This window comes from Chromobacterium sp. ASV23 (genome assembly GCF_016428945.1).
GTDB lineage: Bacteria > Pseudomonadota > Gammaproteobacteria > Burkholderiales > Chromobacteriaceae > Chromobacterium > Chromobacterium sinusclupearum.
The window spans coordinates 16,685-32,611 of sequence record NZ_JAELTR010000008.1 but is presented as its reverse complement, the minus strand read 5'-3'; the positions used below and the strand labels follow the sequence as shown (position 1 = coordinate 32,611).

At 58.8% G+C, this 15,927-nt stretch carries 18 protein-coding genes and 2 pseudogenes; all 20 read left to right on the top strand.

The features are described 5' to 3' along the window. Positions 1 to 21 precede the first annotated feature (21 nt). The 20 genes and pseudogenes from JHD59_RS05685 to JHD59_RS05595 all read left to right on the top strand — a co-directional run bounded on the left by JHD59_RS05685 (position 22) and on the right by JHD59_RS05595 (position 15,892). Positions 22 to 921 (top strand): hypothetical protein, encoded by a 900-nt coding sequence (locus JHD59_RS05685; RefSeq protein WP_199153498.1) that lies wholly within the window; start codon positions 22 to 24, stop codon positions 919 to 921. A 2-nt stretch (positions 922 to 923) separates the two neighbouring features. Continuing rightward, the gene (locus JHD59_RS05680; protein WP_199153497.1) at positions 924 to 1,994 is read left to right on the top strand and encodes an ATPase domain-containing protein; all 1,071 of its coding nucleotides are present in this window, start codon (positions 924 to 926) and stop codon (positions 1,992 to 1,994) included. A 145-nt stretch (positions 1,995 to 2,139) separates the two neighbouring features. Further along, complete coding sequence (locus JHD59_RS05675) at positions 2,140 to 2,517, top strand: hypothetical protein (protein WP_233163915.1); 378 nt, start codon at positions 2,140 to 2,142, stop codon at positions 2,515 to 2,517. A 160-nt stretch (positions 2,518 to 2,677) separates the two neighbouring features. Then, positions 2,678 to 3,034: a hypothetical protein gene (locus JHD59_RS05670; RefSeq protein ID WP_199153495.1), complete on the top strand. Its 357-nt coding sequence runs from the start codon at positions 2,678 to 2,680 to the stop codon at positions 3,032 to 3,034. Positions 3,035 to 3,096: 62 nt separating this feature from the next. Then, entirely contained in the window at positions 3,097 to 3,519 is a 423-nt protein-coding gene (locus JHD59_RS05665) for a cell wall hydrolase (protein WP_199153494.1), read from the top strand. Further along, positions 3,516 to 4,352, top strand: coding sequence for a hypothetical protein (locus JHD59_RS05660; RefSeq protein WP_199153493.1), 837 nt, complete (start codon positions 3,516 to 3,518; stop codon positions 4,350 to 4,352). The genes JHD59_RS05665 and JHD59_RS05660 overlap by 4 nt, the downstream gene beginning before the upstream one ends. An 11-nt stretch (positions 4,353 to 4,363) precedes the next feature. Next, complete coding sequence (locus JHD59_RS05655; RefSeq protein ID WP_199153492.1) at positions 4,364 to 5,452, top strand: metallophosphoesterase; 1,089 nt, start codon at positions 4,364 to 4,366, stop codon at positions 5,450 to 5,452. A gap of 51 nt (positions 5,453 to 5,503) precedes the next feature. Further along, entirely contained in the window at positions 5,504 to 7,459 is a 1,956-nt protein-coding gene (locus JHD59_RS05650; protein ID WP_199153491.1) for an AAA family ATPase, read from the top strand. Further along, positions 7,456 to 8,031, top strand: coding sequence for a hypothetical protein (locus JHD59_RS05645; protein ID WP_199153490.1), 576 nt, complete (start codon positions 7,456 to 7,458; stop codon positions 8,029 to 8,031). The genes JHD59_RS05650 and JHD59_RS05645 overlap by 4 nt, the downstream gene beginning before the upstream one ends. Continuing rightward, positions 8,031 to 8,609 (top strand): hypothetical protein, encoded by a 579-nt coding sequence (locus JHD59_RS05640; protein ID WP_199153489.1) that lies wholly within the window; start codon positions 8,031 to 8,033, stop codon positions 8,607 to 8,609. The genes JHD59_RS05645 and JHD59_RS05640 overlap by 1 nt, the downstream gene beginning before the upstream one ends. A 136-nt stretch (positions 8,610 to 8,745) precedes the next feature. Then, complete coding sequence (locus JHD59_RS05635) at positions 8,746 to 11,022, top strand: ribonucleoside-diphosphate reductase subunit alpha (RefSeq protein WP_199153488.1); 2,277 nt, start codon at positions 8,746 to 8,748, stop codon at positions 11,020 to 11,022. A gap of 54 nt (positions 11,023 to 11,076) precedes the next feature. Beyond that, on the top strand, positions 11,077 to 11,286 hold the full coding sequence (locus JHD59_RS05630; protein ID WP_199153487.1) for a hypothetical protein: 210 nt from the start codon (positions 11,077 to 11,079) through the stop codon (positions 11,284 to 11,286). Beyond that, on the top strand, positions 11,283 to 12,278 hold the full coding sequence (locus JHD59_RS05625) for a ribonucleotide-diphosphate reductase subunit beta (RefSeq protein WP_199153486.1): 996 nt from the start codon (positions 11,283 to 11,285) through the stop codon (positions 12,276 to 12,278). Before JHD59_RS05630 ends, JHD59_RS05625 begins: the two co-directional genes overlap by 4 nt. Before the next feature lie 181 nt (positions 12,279 to 12,459). Next, entirely contained in the window at positions 12,460 to 12,720 is a 261-nt protein-coding gene (locus tag JHD59_RS05620; RefSeq protein ID WP_199153485.1) for an HU family DNA-binding protein, read from the top strand. Continuing rightward, the gene (locus JHD59_RS05615; protein ID WP_199153484.1) at positions 12,704 to 12,988 is read left to right on the top strand and encodes a co-chaperone YbbN; all 285 of its coding nucleotides are present in this window, start codon (positions 12,704 to 12,706) and stop codon (positions 12,986 to 12,988) included. Before JHD59_RS05620 ends, JHD59_RS05615 begins: the two co-directional genes overlap by 17 nt. Then, positions 12,985 to 13,485 (top strand): annotated as a pseudogene (locus JHD59_RS23295) (thymidylate synthase); the annotation flags it as partial. The gene JHD59_RS05615 and the pseudogene JHD59_RS23295, both read left to right, overlap by 4 nt. Positions 13,486 to 13,659: 174 nt before the next feature. Continuing rightward, positions 13,660 to 13,983: pseudogene (gene thyA, locus JHD59_RS23290) on the top strand (thymidylate synthase); the annotation flags it as partial. Positions 13,984 to 14,067: 84 nt separating this feature from the next. Further along, positions 14,068 to 14,652, top strand: a complete 585-nt coding sequence (locus JHD59_RS05605; protein ID WP_199153482.1) for a dihydrofolate reductase — start codon at positions 14,068 to 14,070, stop codon at positions 14,650 to 14,652. Beyond that, positions 14,649 to 15,242 carry a hypothetical protein gene (locus JHD59_RS05600; RefSeq protein WP_199153481.1) on the top strand — a complete coding sequence of 198 codons (594 nt, stop codon included), beginning with the start codon at positions 14,649 to 14,651 and terminating at the stop codon, positions 15,240 to 15,242. Before JHD59_RS05605 ends, JHD59_RS05600 begins: the two co-directional genes overlap by 4 nt. 35 nt (positions 15,243 to 15,277) lie before the next feature. After that, positions 15,278 to 15,892, top strand: coding sequence for an AAA family ATPase (locus tag JHD59_RS05595; RefSeq protein WP_199153480.1), 615 nt, complete (start codon positions 15,278 to 15,280; stop codon positions 15,890 to 15,892). Positions 15,893 to 15,927: the final 35 nt, after the last annotated feature.

Below are 15,927 nucleotides of genomic sequence, written 5' to 3'. Positions count from 1 at the left end.
TTTGCGTAAAGGAGAACCGTCTTGAGTGCTACCGTTCTTGTCGATGGCAACAACATCGGCAATGCACACAACAGCGCCAACAGGCTGACCAGCAACGGCATGCAGGTTCAGGCAATTTTCGGGATGGTGCGGACGATGCGCAACCTGCTCGAAAAAATCCCAGGCTCCGATCCGATAGTGCTGTGGGACGGGCGAGCGCAGTGGCGTTATGACCTCTTCCCTGAATACAAGTCGAACCGCAAGGACGAGAACAGCAGCCCGGCAGACCAGGAGCGTCGTGCGGCATACCGGGCGCAGCAGCCGTTGATTGTTGAGGGGCTTTCATACCTTGGCATCGTGCAGATGACTGACAAAAAGGGCGAAGCAGACGATCTGGCCGGCTTTCTCGTTAGAAGCGCATCCAGGCCTATGGTGCTGATGACGGCGGACCAAGACTGGCTGCAGCTCGTCAACCGCACGACCGTCTGGTATGACCCGATATCCGACCGGAAGGTATCCCTGAAGAATTTTGCCGAGTTCACCGGCTTTGTCGATGCGCGGTCCTTTCTGCAGGCGAAGGCGCTGCAGGGCGACAGGTCTGACTGCATTCCAGGAACGGGCAAGCTGGGTGAAAAGCGCGTGCCGCAATTCTTGCTCGACCACAACAGCGTTGAGCAGTTTTTGGCAAAGGTGGACGCGGGCGAACATCCCCTGAAATACGTCTACGAAAAAAACCTGGCATCGCCGGAGGGGCGGGCCATTTTCGAGCGGAACATGAAGCTGATGAACCTGCTCGATGCTCCACGACCCCTCAACGAAAATCTTCAAATCATCAAACGACCGCTCGACCGTGACGGCTTCTATGACTTCTGCTGCCGGTTCAACTTCCTGAGCATCTTGAATGACTTTGACCGCTTTATACAGCCATTTGAAAGGGCATAAACATGGCTAAATCCCCTTGGGACGCAATGAACGACGCGCTGGGTTTCACTGGCGCGCAATCCATCGACACCCTGCATTACATGGACACCGGCCTGCCGCCGTTCAACAAGATCATGTCTGGCCACTACGACAAGGGGCTACCCAACGGCAAAATGATCGAGATTTATGGCGAGTCGTCCTCCGGTAAGACGCTGATGGCGACCAACATGATGATCAGCGCCCAGCAGTGTGGTGGCGCCGCCATCTTCATCGACTTCGAGCGCTCTTTCGATGTTGGTTTTGCCGCGAAGCTGGGTCTGAACCCGAGCCAGGCGTTCAGCTACCACAAGCCGCGCAGCTGGGAGGAAGGCAACAACGCGATCATCAAAGCCGCACGCTGGATTCGAGACAAGAAACTGATCCCGGACGACGCCCCGATCCTGGCCGTTCTGGACTCTATTGCCGCTGCGCCGGCCGCCTCGACCGTTGCGAAGGACATCGACGACCTGAACATGAATGACACCACCGCCCTGGCCCGTGTGACGTCCACCACCTTCAAGTCGATTAAGCAGCACGCCGACGACCTGAATGTCACGCTGGTCTACTTGAATCAAGTTCGGGACAGCATGGACATGTATGGCCCGAAGACCAAGACGCCGGGTGGGCGCGCAGTGGTGTTCTTTGCCGACGCCCGCTTCGAGGTGAAACGCAAGATTGAGCGTGACCCCAAGACCAAAGAGGCTGTTGGCCAGGTGATTACCGTCAAGAACATCAAGAACAAGTTCGCGCGGCCTGAGCAGTCTTTTGAGGTGCCCGTCACCTTCCTGGACAATGGTGGCGTGGAGTTCGATGTTGTCGCGGCAACTGTGGAATTCGCAGTATCAAAAGGCATGATTGAACAGGCAGGTTCGCGTGTTATTTGGGGCGGAAAATCCCTTTACAAGAGTCAGGTAATTGAGGCCGTTAAGAAAGATCCAGACGGTCTGAGGAAGCTGACGGAATGGCTGGTTGCCAACGATAAGAGTGCAGCCGACGATGCTGCCGCCGGCAGCGACAAAGACTACAGCGATGCGGAATGTGAGTCCGCCGCGTAGTTTCAAGTCAATTGATATGATATGACTTGAAATCAATTGAAGTGGATTCAAATGAATCCACTTCAATGCATTTGATACGGTATAGATTCAAATGGTATGAGCTGATTCCAATTCAATTCAATTGGATTGATTTTTAAGGGTGAGTATGGCGACCTACTGCATGGAGTTCATTGGAGGGCCGGAGGATTTCGCGGGAGTGGCCGGCGAGTTCAATAGCTTGAGGTTGGGCCTTGCCTGGCATAAGCGTCTGGCGCCGGGCGACCGGCTGGTTTTGTTTCGATCAAAGACCGCGGAGGTCTTCGGGGTGGCTGAAGTCACGAGGACCGAAAAAGCGAAGCTGCCTGAGCTGTTTTCGGCACATGCCCGGCACAATCACAAGGAGGCGGGCCAGTCGGACCCGCAGGGTGCCCCAGAGCGTCGCCGCGCGTCCATGACCAAAATCTACGGCCCGCAGCGGGTGACGGACGGCCGCTACGGGACTGCGATCTACATGAGGATGATCGACAATGACTTCGGCGTTTAGGTTTGCCCCGATCCCCAGCGGCAGGCCCGATAGAACGACCTTTGAGGTTTTCAGAGGGCGCCGCTTTTACGGCCACTATCACGTCTTCAAAACGGGGGCGAGAGTCTATATGGCTCTTCGTCACCGCTCCGAGGTTTATCGCGCCGGCAACGGGTGGGCTATGGACAATGACCTGGTGCGCTTGCTGAGAACGCGAGGCTGCAACGCGATAGGGGTTGACGTGGTCGGTGATGAAGCGGGCGAAGGCGAGCGCTATGTGACCCAGGCACACTTCTATGACCCCAAGCATGGGAACGACTTCGGGGGCGAGTGCGACAAGAGCAGCGCGCGCGATACGCCGCAGCGGTTTGTCCGTCTGGAGTTCTTCAAACGGCAGACCGGGCTGTCGATCGCATCCAAGCGCTATACCGACTACGCAAAGCGCTGGAGGCCAAAAAAGGCAGAGCGATGGGAGACCGACCTGGCCAAGATGATCGCCGCTGACGAAGGCGCGGGCATGAAATTAGCCGCCGCTTAGGGTGAGGGGCTTCCAGCCCCTTTTCTTTAGAATACAAAATCAGTCACTACTGAGGTATATTAATGATTGCAGCCGCCGTAATGTGTTTGGCACTCAATGTCTTTCATGAGGCAAGAGGAGAGCCACTTGCCGGACAGATCGCCGTCGCGCAGGTGACGATCAATCGCGCCAAAGAACAAGACGGTGTCTGCTCGGCCGTGTTTGAGGACAAGCAGTTCTCATGGGTTGATGCTCGGACCCGCGTGAAGCGCGTAGACGGCAAGGTTGTGAGCATCCAGCTAAAGAGGCGGGCACTGCCCAATGACGAGAGAGCGTGGGCGTCTGCCGTCTCTGTTGCGGCCGGAGCACTCGCGGGGGTGTATCCCGACTATGTGCGCGGTGCCAAGTTTTATCATGAAAAATCAGTAAGACCTGACTGGTTAAAGCATTTTAAGAAGGTGGCCGTCATCGGCAACCATGTTTTTTATAAAGGGCAAAAATCGTGATTTCCTTCTACGACACGAACCTGAACCAAGTTACCCTCTCGCCGGCGAAAGACCCGATTATGGAGAAGACGGTCATGGGCGCTATCGAATCCGCGCTGAAGCGGATCGGCAAGCACCGGCTGACCCACTACACGAGGAGGGGCGCGGAGCTGACGCCAGGCTCCAAGTATGCGGTGGGCCGTCTTGCATCTGCAGGCGATGTTGCCCGCGCCTTGCTGGTCTACGCGGGCATTGACCCGGTCGTCCGACCCAGCGGCGACGAGCAATACAGACATGGGCAGCATGTTCGTTTGGATCATTTCTGGCGCTGTCTCTTCCAGATCGTGAAAACGATGCAGGACAAGGACTGGACCGACTTCATCAAGAACATCGAGGACTTCCGCCAAAGCTACTACGACAAGGTAAACGCAGCTGCGGCAGGCAAGGTAAGTCCCGACACCCCCATAGACCAGGCGGCGCCTGCAGAGCAAAACGACAGCCAGCCCGACGCGGGCAGCAAGAGTAAAAAGCCAAGTCCATTCCCGCTGATCTTCGGCCGTCTAAAAGAGGTGGAGGGCAAGCTGGATACCGTTATCGAGCATGCGGTCTGGCTGGAGGAACAGGTCGCCGGCGCTTTGGAGATGCGGCCGATTGAAGCCAGCTCGCATCACATGGTCAGCGAGGTCTCCCGCGGCCAGGCTGCATCTATGCGTGAGGGCATCGAAATCCTGACCGCCCATCAGGGAACGCCCTTCCAGGTTTACAGCGGAATCAGCAAGCGTTCCGGCAACCCGATCACCGTTATTGTTGGCCCCGAAGCGGGCCGCTCATTCATCATCAGCAACGCTGCATAAGGCACAGATCCATGAAGCCCTACGGTCTTATGGCCGACGTCCACGCCCACAACTGGACGTTTGCCGCCTCCGTCACGTCTGAAGGCGTGAACAATCGCCTGAAATTTCTTCTCGACGACATCGAGCGCTGTGCGGACGAAACCGCCGCAGCGGGCGGCGATAGCCTGGTTATAGCGGGCGATCTCTTCCATGTTAGGGGGTCGGTTGCCCCCAGCGTCCTGAACCCAACAAAGGCAGCTCTGGAGCGCATTCGCGCCAAGCACCCGGCAATGGACATCATCATCTTGGCCGGCAACCACGACATGGAGCATCGTCACAGCTCCGAGGTTGGCAATTCAGTGCAGGCCCTGGCCGGCCCTGGCGTTCAGATCATCAATCACCCAACCCTTCTTCCGACGCGCGGGATGCTCTTGCTGCCGTGGGACGAGAGCGTCAATGAGCTGAAGGCCAAGATCGAGGAATGGGTCTACGACATAGGCCATGATGGGGTGTCGTTGGCCGACTACGACCTGATTTTGCACGCACCAATCGACGGCGTGATTCCGGGGCTTCCCGACCACGGCCTGACTCACGAATGGCTGGCATCGCATGGCTTCCGCCGAGTGCTGTCTGGCCACTATCACAACCACAAGCGATTCCCAGGAAACGTCTACTCAATCGGAGCCATTGCCCACCATACCTGGAACGACGTCGGGACCGATGCCGGCTTCTTGATTGTCGGCGCCGATGTGGAAGACGTGACGTTCCGCGCGAGCCACGCGCCGCGCTTCTACGACGTGCGCGACGAGGATCTTGCGGACGAAACGACCCTCGCGTTGGCGGTAGCCGATTGCTATGTCCGGGTGCGCTTGCCAAAGACCCGTTCGACCGAGCTGGAGGAGATCCGCAAGCAGCTTGAGGACATGGGCGCGCGCGCTGTGGTCTTCAACATCGTCAAAGAGCGCGTCATGGAGCGCGAGGCGGGCGCGGTGGCGACGGTGCGAGCTGGGGCGTCTGTCGAGGTGTCGGTTTCAGACTATGTGAAGTCGAAGCCTGAGTTTGCCGATACGGGCGCGGACATCATCAAAGCCTGCCTGTCGGTCTTGTCCGAAGTGGCCTAATGCCCGTCCGGGCGCTGGGCGCGAAACTCATTTCACTTTCATGGGGCAGCAATGAAGATCCTCGACCTACACATCAACAATTTCCTGACCATCGGCTCCGCCAGGCTCAACTTGGCCGACAAGGGGCTGGTTTTGGTCCAGGGCGTGAATGAAGACGACAGCTCGGCCGAGTCGAATGGCGCCGGCAAGTCTTCAATCGTCGATGCCCTCTCATGGGCGCTCTACGGCAAGACCGCCCGCGGCGAGGCCGGCGACAGAGTGGTGAACCGCACTGCAAAGCGCGACTGCCGAGTCTCGGTAAGAATTCTCGACGGCGACAATGTGGTCCGCATCGAGCGCCACCGCAAACACAAGGAATTCAAGAACTCGACCCTTGTTTATCTGGAGCCGCCGGAGGACATCGCAGCGAGCGCCGGCGACCCGGCCATTGCGCTGCATAAAGGCACGGAGGCTGAGACGCAGCTTGTGATCGAGGAGATCATCGGCAGCAGCTACGAAGTGTTCTGCGCCGCGGTCTACGCCGGCCAAGAGAACATGCCCGACATCCCCAACATGACGGACAAGCAACTGAAGAGCCTGGTGGAGGAAGCTGCAGGCATCACAAGGCTTGAACGAGCGTATGAGGTTGCCAAAACCAGACGCGCGGATGCCGACGGTGCGGTCAAGATGCTCCAGGTCAAGGTCGAAGCGGTGGCGGCGAGCGCTACCCGAGCGGAGGGGCGTCTTGCCGAGCTGCAGGACCATAGAGACGCATGGGAGGCTGGCCGAGCTGGCCGCGTCGCAGAGGTGCGCGGCAGGGCTGCCGAAGTCAGCAAGAAGGCCGCCGCACTGGTCGCTGCCGTGAAGACTCGCAATATTGGCGAGAAAACAGCGCGGCGCGCCGAAGTCCAGGGGGCCATTGACTCTCTCAAGCCCGCGGCAGCAGCGTATGAGGCCGCGCAGCGGGCAGAGCGGGACGCAGAACGGAAGCTGACGCTTCTGCAGGCTGAATATGATCGGCTCGCCGGCGCGGCTAAGCACACGAAAGCGGAGATCGACGCGCTGGCGTCGGGCATGCCGTGCAAGAGCTGCGGCGCGCTGGCGCCGGCCGACAAGGTGGACGAAATCAGGGGGCGACTCACTGCTCAGCTGCGCAACGAAGTCAGCGCGGCCGGCGCCCACAAGCGAACCATCGAGGAGGCTGAGGCTACTTTGCGCAGCGCGCGGGAGGCGACGGCCGCAGCAAAGGCCGCCATCCCAGACACCGCCGCGCTTACAAGCGAGCTTGCTGCCCTGGATGCAGAGATTGCCGCCGATCATGCCGACCGCGCTCAGGTTGCATCGCTGGTTGACGCCGCAAAGCGTGAAAACGCTGAGGCCGAACGCCTTCAGGGTGAGGTGAACCCGATGGACGCTATGATCGACAGCGCCAAGACCGAGAAGGCGCGGATCGACGCTGAGCTTGCCGAGCTTCGGAGCAAGCTGCACCAGGCGAACGCCAATCTGGACATCGCCGAGTGCGTGGCCAAGGTGTTTGGCCCGGCCGGCGTGCGGGCGCACATCCTGGATACCGTCACACCCTTCCTGAACGAGCGCACCGCCGACTACCTGTCGGTTCTGTCGGACGGGAACATCAGCGCTATCTGGTCCACGCTTTCGACCACCGCGAAGGGCGAGCTGCGTGAAAAGTTCATCATCGATGTGACGAACGACAAGGGCGCCGAGACCTTCGCAGGCCTGTCCGGCGGCGAGAAGCGCAAGGTCCGTCTGAGTTGCATGTTGGCATTGCAGGATCTGGTTTCTGCGCGCGCCAGCAAGCCCATTGATCTGTGGGTTGGCGACGAGGTTGACGATGCAATGGACGCCGGCGGCCTTGAGCGGCTGATGACCATCCTGGAGCGAAAGGCGCGTGAGCGCGGGACGGTGCTGGTCGTGTCCCATTCTGATCTGAAAGATTGGGCCGAGCAGGTCGCCATCGTTCGCAAGTCGGGCGGCTACTCTCACGTAGAGGGGGCGTTGACGGTATGAGAAGCCACCGCTCATTTGCCGATATTCAAAGCGATGTCTATGCACAATTTCGGGCGCGGGAGCCGTATGCAATCGCCCTGGACATGCCGGTCTACGCCGAGATTGTTAGCGAGTCGGGCGACAAGACCGGGCGGCGTGCCAACATCGCGCCGGAGCGTTACATGCCGGAGTTCTCGCCGGACGGCATACAGGTGGGGGCGAAGACCGTCAGGGCCGACTACTTCATTAAGCAGGTCACAGGCAGGTCGGCAGATCGGTTTGCGGTGCAGCTGTTCGGCGCCGACGGAGTCCACTATCAGGTCAAGTCAGACGTTTTGGAATCATCCAGTAGCGAGTTCAAGGAGCTGATGATTTCACTGCTGAATGACACGGCGACAGTTACACCGCCTGCGCGGGCCGCCAGTCTTGAAAGCGCCTGGAAGGCCCAGGAGGAGCAAGAGAGGTTGCTGCAGCTGGAAAAGGCCGACCGTGAGCGCAGGGAGAAAGAGAAGCGTGAGGTTGAGGCGGCGGCCGCCGCCCTCGACCTTGAGTTGAAACGGGTCGTCTATGGCGACAAACATGGAAGTTGGTAATGGGCAAAATCGTTGATGTGCTGGGCTTTGACCCCAGCCTTAGAAATTGGGGAGTCTGCCACGCCGGCCTCGACATCGAGACGGGTGAGTTCGAGATCAAGGATCTGATCCTGCTGCAGACCGAGTCGGAGTCGAAGAAGAACGTGATCAAGCAGTCCGACGACTTGCGCAGCTGCCGAGAGCAGTTCGAGCGCGTGACCAAGTTGTGCGAAGGCAAGGCGTTTGCGGTGTCTGAAATCCCCTTCGTCAACCCGCGTGGCTATGCCAGCGCCAACTTTAACGCGGGCGTTGTGCTGGGCCTGCTTGGCTCACTGCCGATCCCACTGATCCAGGTTTTCCCGCAGGACGTAAAGCGGATCTTCACCGGCATGAAGGACGCCTGCAAAGAGGAGATGATCGAGGAGGCGGTCAAGCGCTACCCGAACGCGCCCTGGAAGATGCGCAAGTTCCGTGGGTCGATGAAGCTGACCAACGACAATGAGCACCTGGCCGACGCGGTTGCGGTCCTGCACGCAGGCATGGCGACAGAGCAGTATAAGCAGCTTGCGAGCTTGTATCGTTCCGCCCTTGCGGCGTAATACCCAGATATGGGATGCAGCGATGTTTTCTGGGCAAGCTGTTGTGGTTTGCCTTTAAATTTCGCTGCAAAAATCAGTCACAACTGACTATAATTTGCATCAAGTAATTCGACCAACGAACACAAAAGGAAGCACGATGTTTGTTACCAAGCGCGACGGCGCCAAAGAAGCCTTCGATCTGAGCAAAATTCAGCGCCTGAGCGAATTCGCATGCTCCGGCCTGAATGTCTCGCAGTCCGAGCTGGAGCTGAACATGAAGACCAAGTTCTTCGACGGCATCAAGACCTCGGATATTCATGAGGCTCAGATCATTTCCGCCGGCGAGCTGATTTCCAAAGACGCGCCCGACTATACCTTTGTCGCCGCTCGGCTGCTGCTGATGAAGGTCTACAAGGAAGTCAGCGGCGCTGCGAGCTACCCTACCCTGCGCAGCTACATTGAGCGCGGTATTGCTGAAGAGCGCCTGAACCCGAGCCTGGGCGAGTTTGACCTGGAGGCGCTGAACGCTGCAATTTGCCCTGACCGCGATCTGCTGTTTGACTATCTGGGCATGCAGACCATTGCCGATCGCTACCTGATCCGCGAGCGAGCGCAGCCAGGCAAGAACCCGGCCATCATCGAAATGCCGCAGCACTTCTTCATGCGTGTAGCGATGGGCCTGGCGTTGAATGAAGCAGACCGCACCGGCCGCGCCATCGAGTTTTACAACGTGCTGTCCAAGCAAGACTTCATGTCCTCGACGCCGACCTTGTTCAACGCCGGCACGTTGCACAGCCAGCTGTCGAGCTGCTATCTGAACAAGGTGGCTGATACCCTTATCGCGGACCCCGATACCAATCGATACGCCTCGATCATGGGCACGATTGAAGAGTGCGCCGTTCTGTCGAAGTGGGCTGGCGGCATCGGCACCGACTGGACCGCGGTGCGCGGCAACGGCGATGTGATCAAGGGCACCAATGGCAAGTCGGCCGGCATCGTCCCCTACCTGAAAATCTACAACGACGTGGCCGTCGCAGTGAACCAAGGCGGCAAGCGTATGGGCAGCTTCGCGCCCTACTTGGAAGTGTGGCATCCCGACTTCCCTGACTTCTGCGAGCTGAAGAAGAACTCCGGCGATGAGCGCCGCCGGGCGCATGACATTTTCCCTGCCGGCTGGGTGTGCGACCTGTTCATGCAGCGCGTGCGCGAAGGCGGCGTATGGTCGTTCTTCAGCCCGCGCCTCTATCCCGAGCTGCATGAGCTGCACGGCGCTGCGTTCGAGACTCGCTACATTGAGCTGGAGGCCGCTGGCAAGTTTGCTCGTCAGATGCCGGCCCTGGAGCTGTGGCGCAAGATGATCACCATGCTGTTCGAGACTGGCCACCCCTGGATCACCTTCAAAGACGAGTGCAACCGCCGCAACCCGCAGCAGCACGTCGGCGTGATTCACAACAGCAACCTCTGCACGGAGATTACCCTCAACACCTCCGACGACGAGACCGCCGTCTGCAACCTTGGCTCGGTCAACCTGCGCAATCACATCAAGCGCGTCGATGGCCGCCCGGTGATCGATACCATCAAGCTGCGCGAAACCATCCGCACGGCCATGCGTATGCTCGACAACGTGATCGATATCAACTTCTACCCGTCCGAGCGCGCAAGGAACGCCAACCTGCGTCACCGTCCGGTAGGTCTGGGCGTGATGGGCCTGGCCGACCTGCTGGCCATCGCCGGCGTGGATTGGGAAAGCCAGGAAAACCTGGAGCTGCAGGACACCCTGTTCTCGTTCTACAGCTACTTCGCCATTGAGGCGTCTGCGGATCTGGCGCGTGAGCGCGGCGCTTACCCGACGTTTGCCGGCAGTCTGTGGTCTAAGGGCATTCTGCCGATCGATACCGCAAACAAGGAAGCGGTTGCCCTGACGGCCGGCGCCGGCGCCCCGGAGCTGGATTGGGAAGAGCTGCGCCACAAGGTCGTGAGCCAGGGTATGCGAAACTCGAACTGCATGGCCATCGCCCCGACCGCGACCATCAGCAACATCACCAATACCACGCCATGCGTCGAGCCGCCGTTCGAGCTGGAATATACCAAGTCCAACCTGTCCGGCACCTTTACCGTGGTCGCCTCCGCCTCGTTATATGGCAAGACGAAGGAGGCCTTCAGCGTAAACCAGGAATGGATTATCAAAGGCGCCGCGGTGCGTCAGAAGTGGATCGACCAGGCTCAGTCCACCAACCTGTTCGTGCCGGCCACCATTCGCGGTCGTGATCTTGCTGCGCTCTACATGCTGGCTCACGAGAAGGGTCTGAAAACTACCTACTACCTGCGCCGCCAGATCGTAGAAATCGACGAGGTGAAGCAGAAGATCGGCAGCGAGTCGGCTGAGGCCAAGATGTGCTCTATCGACAATCCTGACTGCGAATCTTGCCAGTAAAATAATCAGTCATAAGTGACTATTTGCGGGGCTTCGGCCCCGCAGGAGCCAAAAGTGAAATACAAGCTGTTTACGTGCGCCCTGAACTCAATCGTCGCCCTCTACTGCCTGATCGCCGGCCCTGTCGTTCTCGCGCTTGGCAACTTGTTCCTGGGCATCGGTGGAGTGGTGGTTTCCGCCATCGCCGCCTACGCAGCGCGCTGCGAATACCTTGATTATCTCGACCTCAAAGACAGCCAAAAATTGAACCGGAGACCGCTATGAGCGAATACCAACACATCATCAACAACCGCCGCCTGATCGGTGGCGAGCGCTCCCAGCTGATGGCGATAAGCCCGATGAAGCACGTATGGGCGCGCGAATATTGGAATCAGATGCGGGCGAACAACTGGAATCCCGAAGAGGTGGACCTGTCCCGCGACGTGCCCTGCTACCGCAATGAGCTGACTGAGGAGGAGCGCAATATGTTCGACAAGGCTCTGGCCTTCCTGTCGAACCTGGACGGCATCCAGCTGCACAATCTGACGGACAATATTGCCCAACACGTCACCAGCCCGGAAGTGAAGATGGTGCTGACGCGCCAGGCCTATGAAGAGGCGCTGCACGTTGACAGCTACTCGGTGCTGGCGGAGGCGATCAGCGCCGACCCGATGGCCATCTACATGACCTTCATGCGCGACGAGATCCTGGCCCGCAAAAACGAATACATCATGCGCCAGTCGGCAAAGTTGAAGGACGACGGCTCTCCGCGCTCCTACGCCCTGGCGGTTGTGGCCAACGTCGCGCTGGAGGGCATCTACTTCTACAGCGGCTTCCTGTCGTTCTTCGGGCTGGCCAAGCGCGGCAAGATGCTGGGCGCGGCCGACATGATCCGCTTCATCCTGCGTGATGAGGTCGTCCATAAGAACTTCTTTGCCACGCAGTTCGACACGCTCAAGCAGGAGAACCCGGAAATCTTCACCGACCCGATCTTCTGGGCTGATGCGGTGGAAATTCTGAAGGCCGCGGTCGAGCTGGAGACTGATTGGGGCGTCTACATCACGAATGGCGTGCTGGGCTTCACCCCGCAGATCGTGGGCGACTATATCAAGCATCTGGGCAACGACGCTGCCGCTCTGCTCGGGATGGATGCGATCTACCCCGGCGTGAAGAACCCATGCGAGTGGGTGGACAAGTTCAGTCAGGTCAACAAGGACGAGACGAACTTCTTCGAGGGCAAAGTGAAGTCCTATCAAGTCGGAACGCTGGGCTGGTAATGTGAATTGGATTGGGTTGAATTCATATCATATCAATCCATTTGAAATGGATTGGATTCAACCCAAGTCGAATGATTTGGATTCACTTGGTTGGATGTGATTTGAGTTGATGTCAAATCAACTGATTGCAGTTCATACGATGTGAATTGAATTGGTCTCACACCATTTGATTGGATTTGAAGTGAATCGACGTCAGTTCAACCAGTTGGTCAGAAAGAGCCTTCCGTTCATCGATAACAGCGCCAATGCTGCGGCCTATATCGATGCGGTCGTCGAGAGTTTGCAGGCCGCTCTGGAGCAAGATGGCGAGGTGTCATTGCGTGGGCTTGGGGTGATCAGAGTAGCGAAGACAGCAAGGGGCGCCAGGGTCGTTTTTGAGCCGGCGCCCGTGATGAGATACATAGCAGACAAGCGAGTAAGAAAGCATGAAAAACAAGATTGAAGGCGTAGGCGTAGAGGTTGTGAAGTTCTCTACGTCTTGGTGCGGGCCTTGCAAGAGCTACGCGCCGGTTTTCCAGAAGGCCGCACAGGAGCTGCAGGGCGATTACAGCTTTGCGGAGGTGCTGCCGGAGGAAGTCGATTTTCGCAGCTACGGCGTGGCCAGCGTGCCCACCACCATCGTATTCGTGGACGGCTTCGAGCAGGGCCGGAGGCAGGGCGCAATGATGACGACGGAGCAGATCAAGCAATTTGTGGAGGCATCCCTGTGAAGCAGTATCGTGAATTGGTAGAAGACATCCTGGCCAACGGCCGCGACCGATCTGACCGCACCGGCACCGGCACCCGTAGCGTTTTCGGTCGGCAAATGCGCTTTGACTTGAGTAAAGGTGAGTTTCCGCTGGTGACGCTCAAGTTCACCTCCTTCCGCCTGGTGCTTGGCGAGCTGCTCTGGTTCCTGCGCGGTTCGACCGACAACAATGAGCTGTTGGCAGAGCGCAACTTCATCTGGCGCGAGTGGGCCACCGAGGAGGGCAATCTCGGCCCAATCTACGGCTACCAGTGGCGCAAGTGGGAGGGTTGGGACGGCAGTTGCGTGGACCAGATCGCTGAGCTGGTGAAAGGACTGCAGGAGCGTCCGTATAGCCGTCGGCACATCGTCTCGACCTGGAACGTGACCGACCTGCCGGATGAGCGGCTGTCGCCACAAGACAACGTGATGGAAGGCCGAATGGCGCTGGCTCCATGCCACACGATGTTTCAGTTCTACGTCGAAGACATGGATCTGGCCGATCGACTGCAATACGAGCAGCATTTCAAGAAGGGCGGCGATTGGAGTAAAGAGTCGTGCGAAAGGCTGGGTATCTGGCAGGCCGGCAACACCCCGGAGCAGGACGCCGAGCGCGTGGGCGCATACCTGGACGAGCTGGGTGTTCCTCGCCGGCGGCTGAGCTGCCAGCTCTACCAGCGCAGCGGCGACGTGTTTCTGGGCGTGCCATTCAACATCGCAAGCTATGCGCTGCTCACCCTGATGCTGGCACACGTCTGCGGGTATGCGCCGGGCGAATTCGTTCACACTCTGGGCGATGCCCACATTTACCTTAACCACATGCGCCAGGTGAATGAAATGCTGTCCCGCGACTGCCGGCCGCTACCTCGCTTGATTATCCAGTCGAAGGCGAAGGACATCTTCGCCTTCAGCCCAACTGACTTCAAGCTGGAAGGATATGATCCTCATCTGGCGATCAAGGCAAAAGTTGCGGTTTAAAAAAATCAGTAACAACTGACTGAAAAATGGTAAAAACGGGCTACAATGCAGCGCGTGGCCCGTTTTAATCGAGAAGAGGTTTCAATGAGTTTTGTGATGATCGCCGCGGTGGATGCCGAGACTGGCCTAATTGGCGCCGGCAACAAGCTGATTCATCGCGTCCCGGAAGACTTGGCACGCTTCCGGGAGCTGACCAAGCGCGCCGTGCTGGTGCTGATGGGGCGCAAGACGTTTGAGAGCTTGCCTGGTGCTGAGGCGGCGACCCAAGCGCGCAGAACCCCGCTCCCTGGACGCAACCTGGCCGTGCTGACCAATGGCTCAATGAAGGGCGACGGCTACCGCACCCCGGAGGGAGACGAGGTCTCCTTTGTATCGCGCGAGTCTGTAGACTCGATCATGAACTGGATGGAGCAGGGCGGGAAACAGCAGACCCTCTACATCGCCGGCGGCGCGCAGGTCTACCGCGAAATGATGCCCCGCGCCGACGCCATCGAGATTACCGAAATCAAGAAGCCTGGCTTCCAGGCTGTCGGCGACGTCTACTTCCCCAAGATTGACCCGCGTGAGTGGGAGCTGTCCGTGCGCAGCCCTTGGTATTTCTCCGACGCTGCTCAATCAGAATATCGTTTTCTCACCTACACCCGAATCAAGAAAGAGAGCCAAGCATGACCAAGCTGATCGACTTTGACGCATACACCGACGGCGCGAAGCGCACGGAAAGCCACCGCGAGCCGTCCACCGCCTCCCTGACTAACTTCATGGACGCGCTGATGTTGGCAAACCTGGCTGCTGAGCTACTGGACCTCTACAAGAAGGATCTGTTCTACGGCCGCGGTATCGACGCCGCCAAGCGCGAAGAGATCCTGACCCACATGGCCAACACCATCAACGGCGCCGCTGGCCCGAATGACCTGCCGACCGATCCGGGCGTGCCGAACGTGAACCCGCGCCTGCTGCACGCCGTTATTGGCAAGTTCACCGAGGCCGGCGAAATGATCCAGGCGCTGGGCGAGGCTATCGAAACCGGCAACCTGGACATCGTCAATCTGGCGGAAGAGGTGGGTGACGACAAGTGGTATGACGCCCTCCTGCTGGACGAGCTGAAGAAGCTGTCGGGTGGCTCCATCACTATCGACCGCATTTTGCAGACCAACCTGGACAAGCTGGCTGCCCGCTACCCTGAGAAGTTTGAGGGTCGTCTTGCCATCACCCGCGACCTCGACACCGAGCGCGCCATCCTGGAGCGTGTCGCTTCCTAACCCAACAGGCGGCCCCGCAAGGGGCCGAAGCAAACATGACCATGATTTACGGACTCACCGGCGCCCACCGAACCGGCAAGACCACACTCGCGCAGGCGGTCGCTGATCGGCTGCAGATCAACTTCCTCAAAACCGATGTCTCGGGCGTGCTGGCCAAGCTCGGGATCGACCCGGCCGCCGATGTGGATTTCAAAACCCGCATGCGTGCCCAGCACGCCGTTCTCGATGCTTTGGACGCCGCATACGGCGCCGCGTCGGCGGACTGCATTACCGACCGGACACCGCTGGATGCCATCGCCTACACGCTGGCTGACGTTCGCCGGGAGAGCGTTGTTGATGAGGCCGAGTTGAGCGCATACCTGGCGCGGGCGTTCGACATGCTCAATCGGCGCTTTAGCATGGTCTGCCTGGTGCAGCCGGGCATTCCATTAATCGAAGAAGAGGGCAAGGCGCCGGCGACGGCCGGCTATGTTGAGCATATCGCGCAGCTAGCGGCCGGCCTGGTGGTGGACGATCGCGTCAGCGTCATGGCGCGCATCATCGCGTCGCGTGTGGTTGATTTGTCCGATCGCGTCGATTGCGTCATTCGAGCCATTCAAGACTCGACTCGTTATGCGAGCGAATTGCGCGCCGGCGAGCTAATCCATTGATTTACCCGCAATAATCACTCATTACTGACTATCAA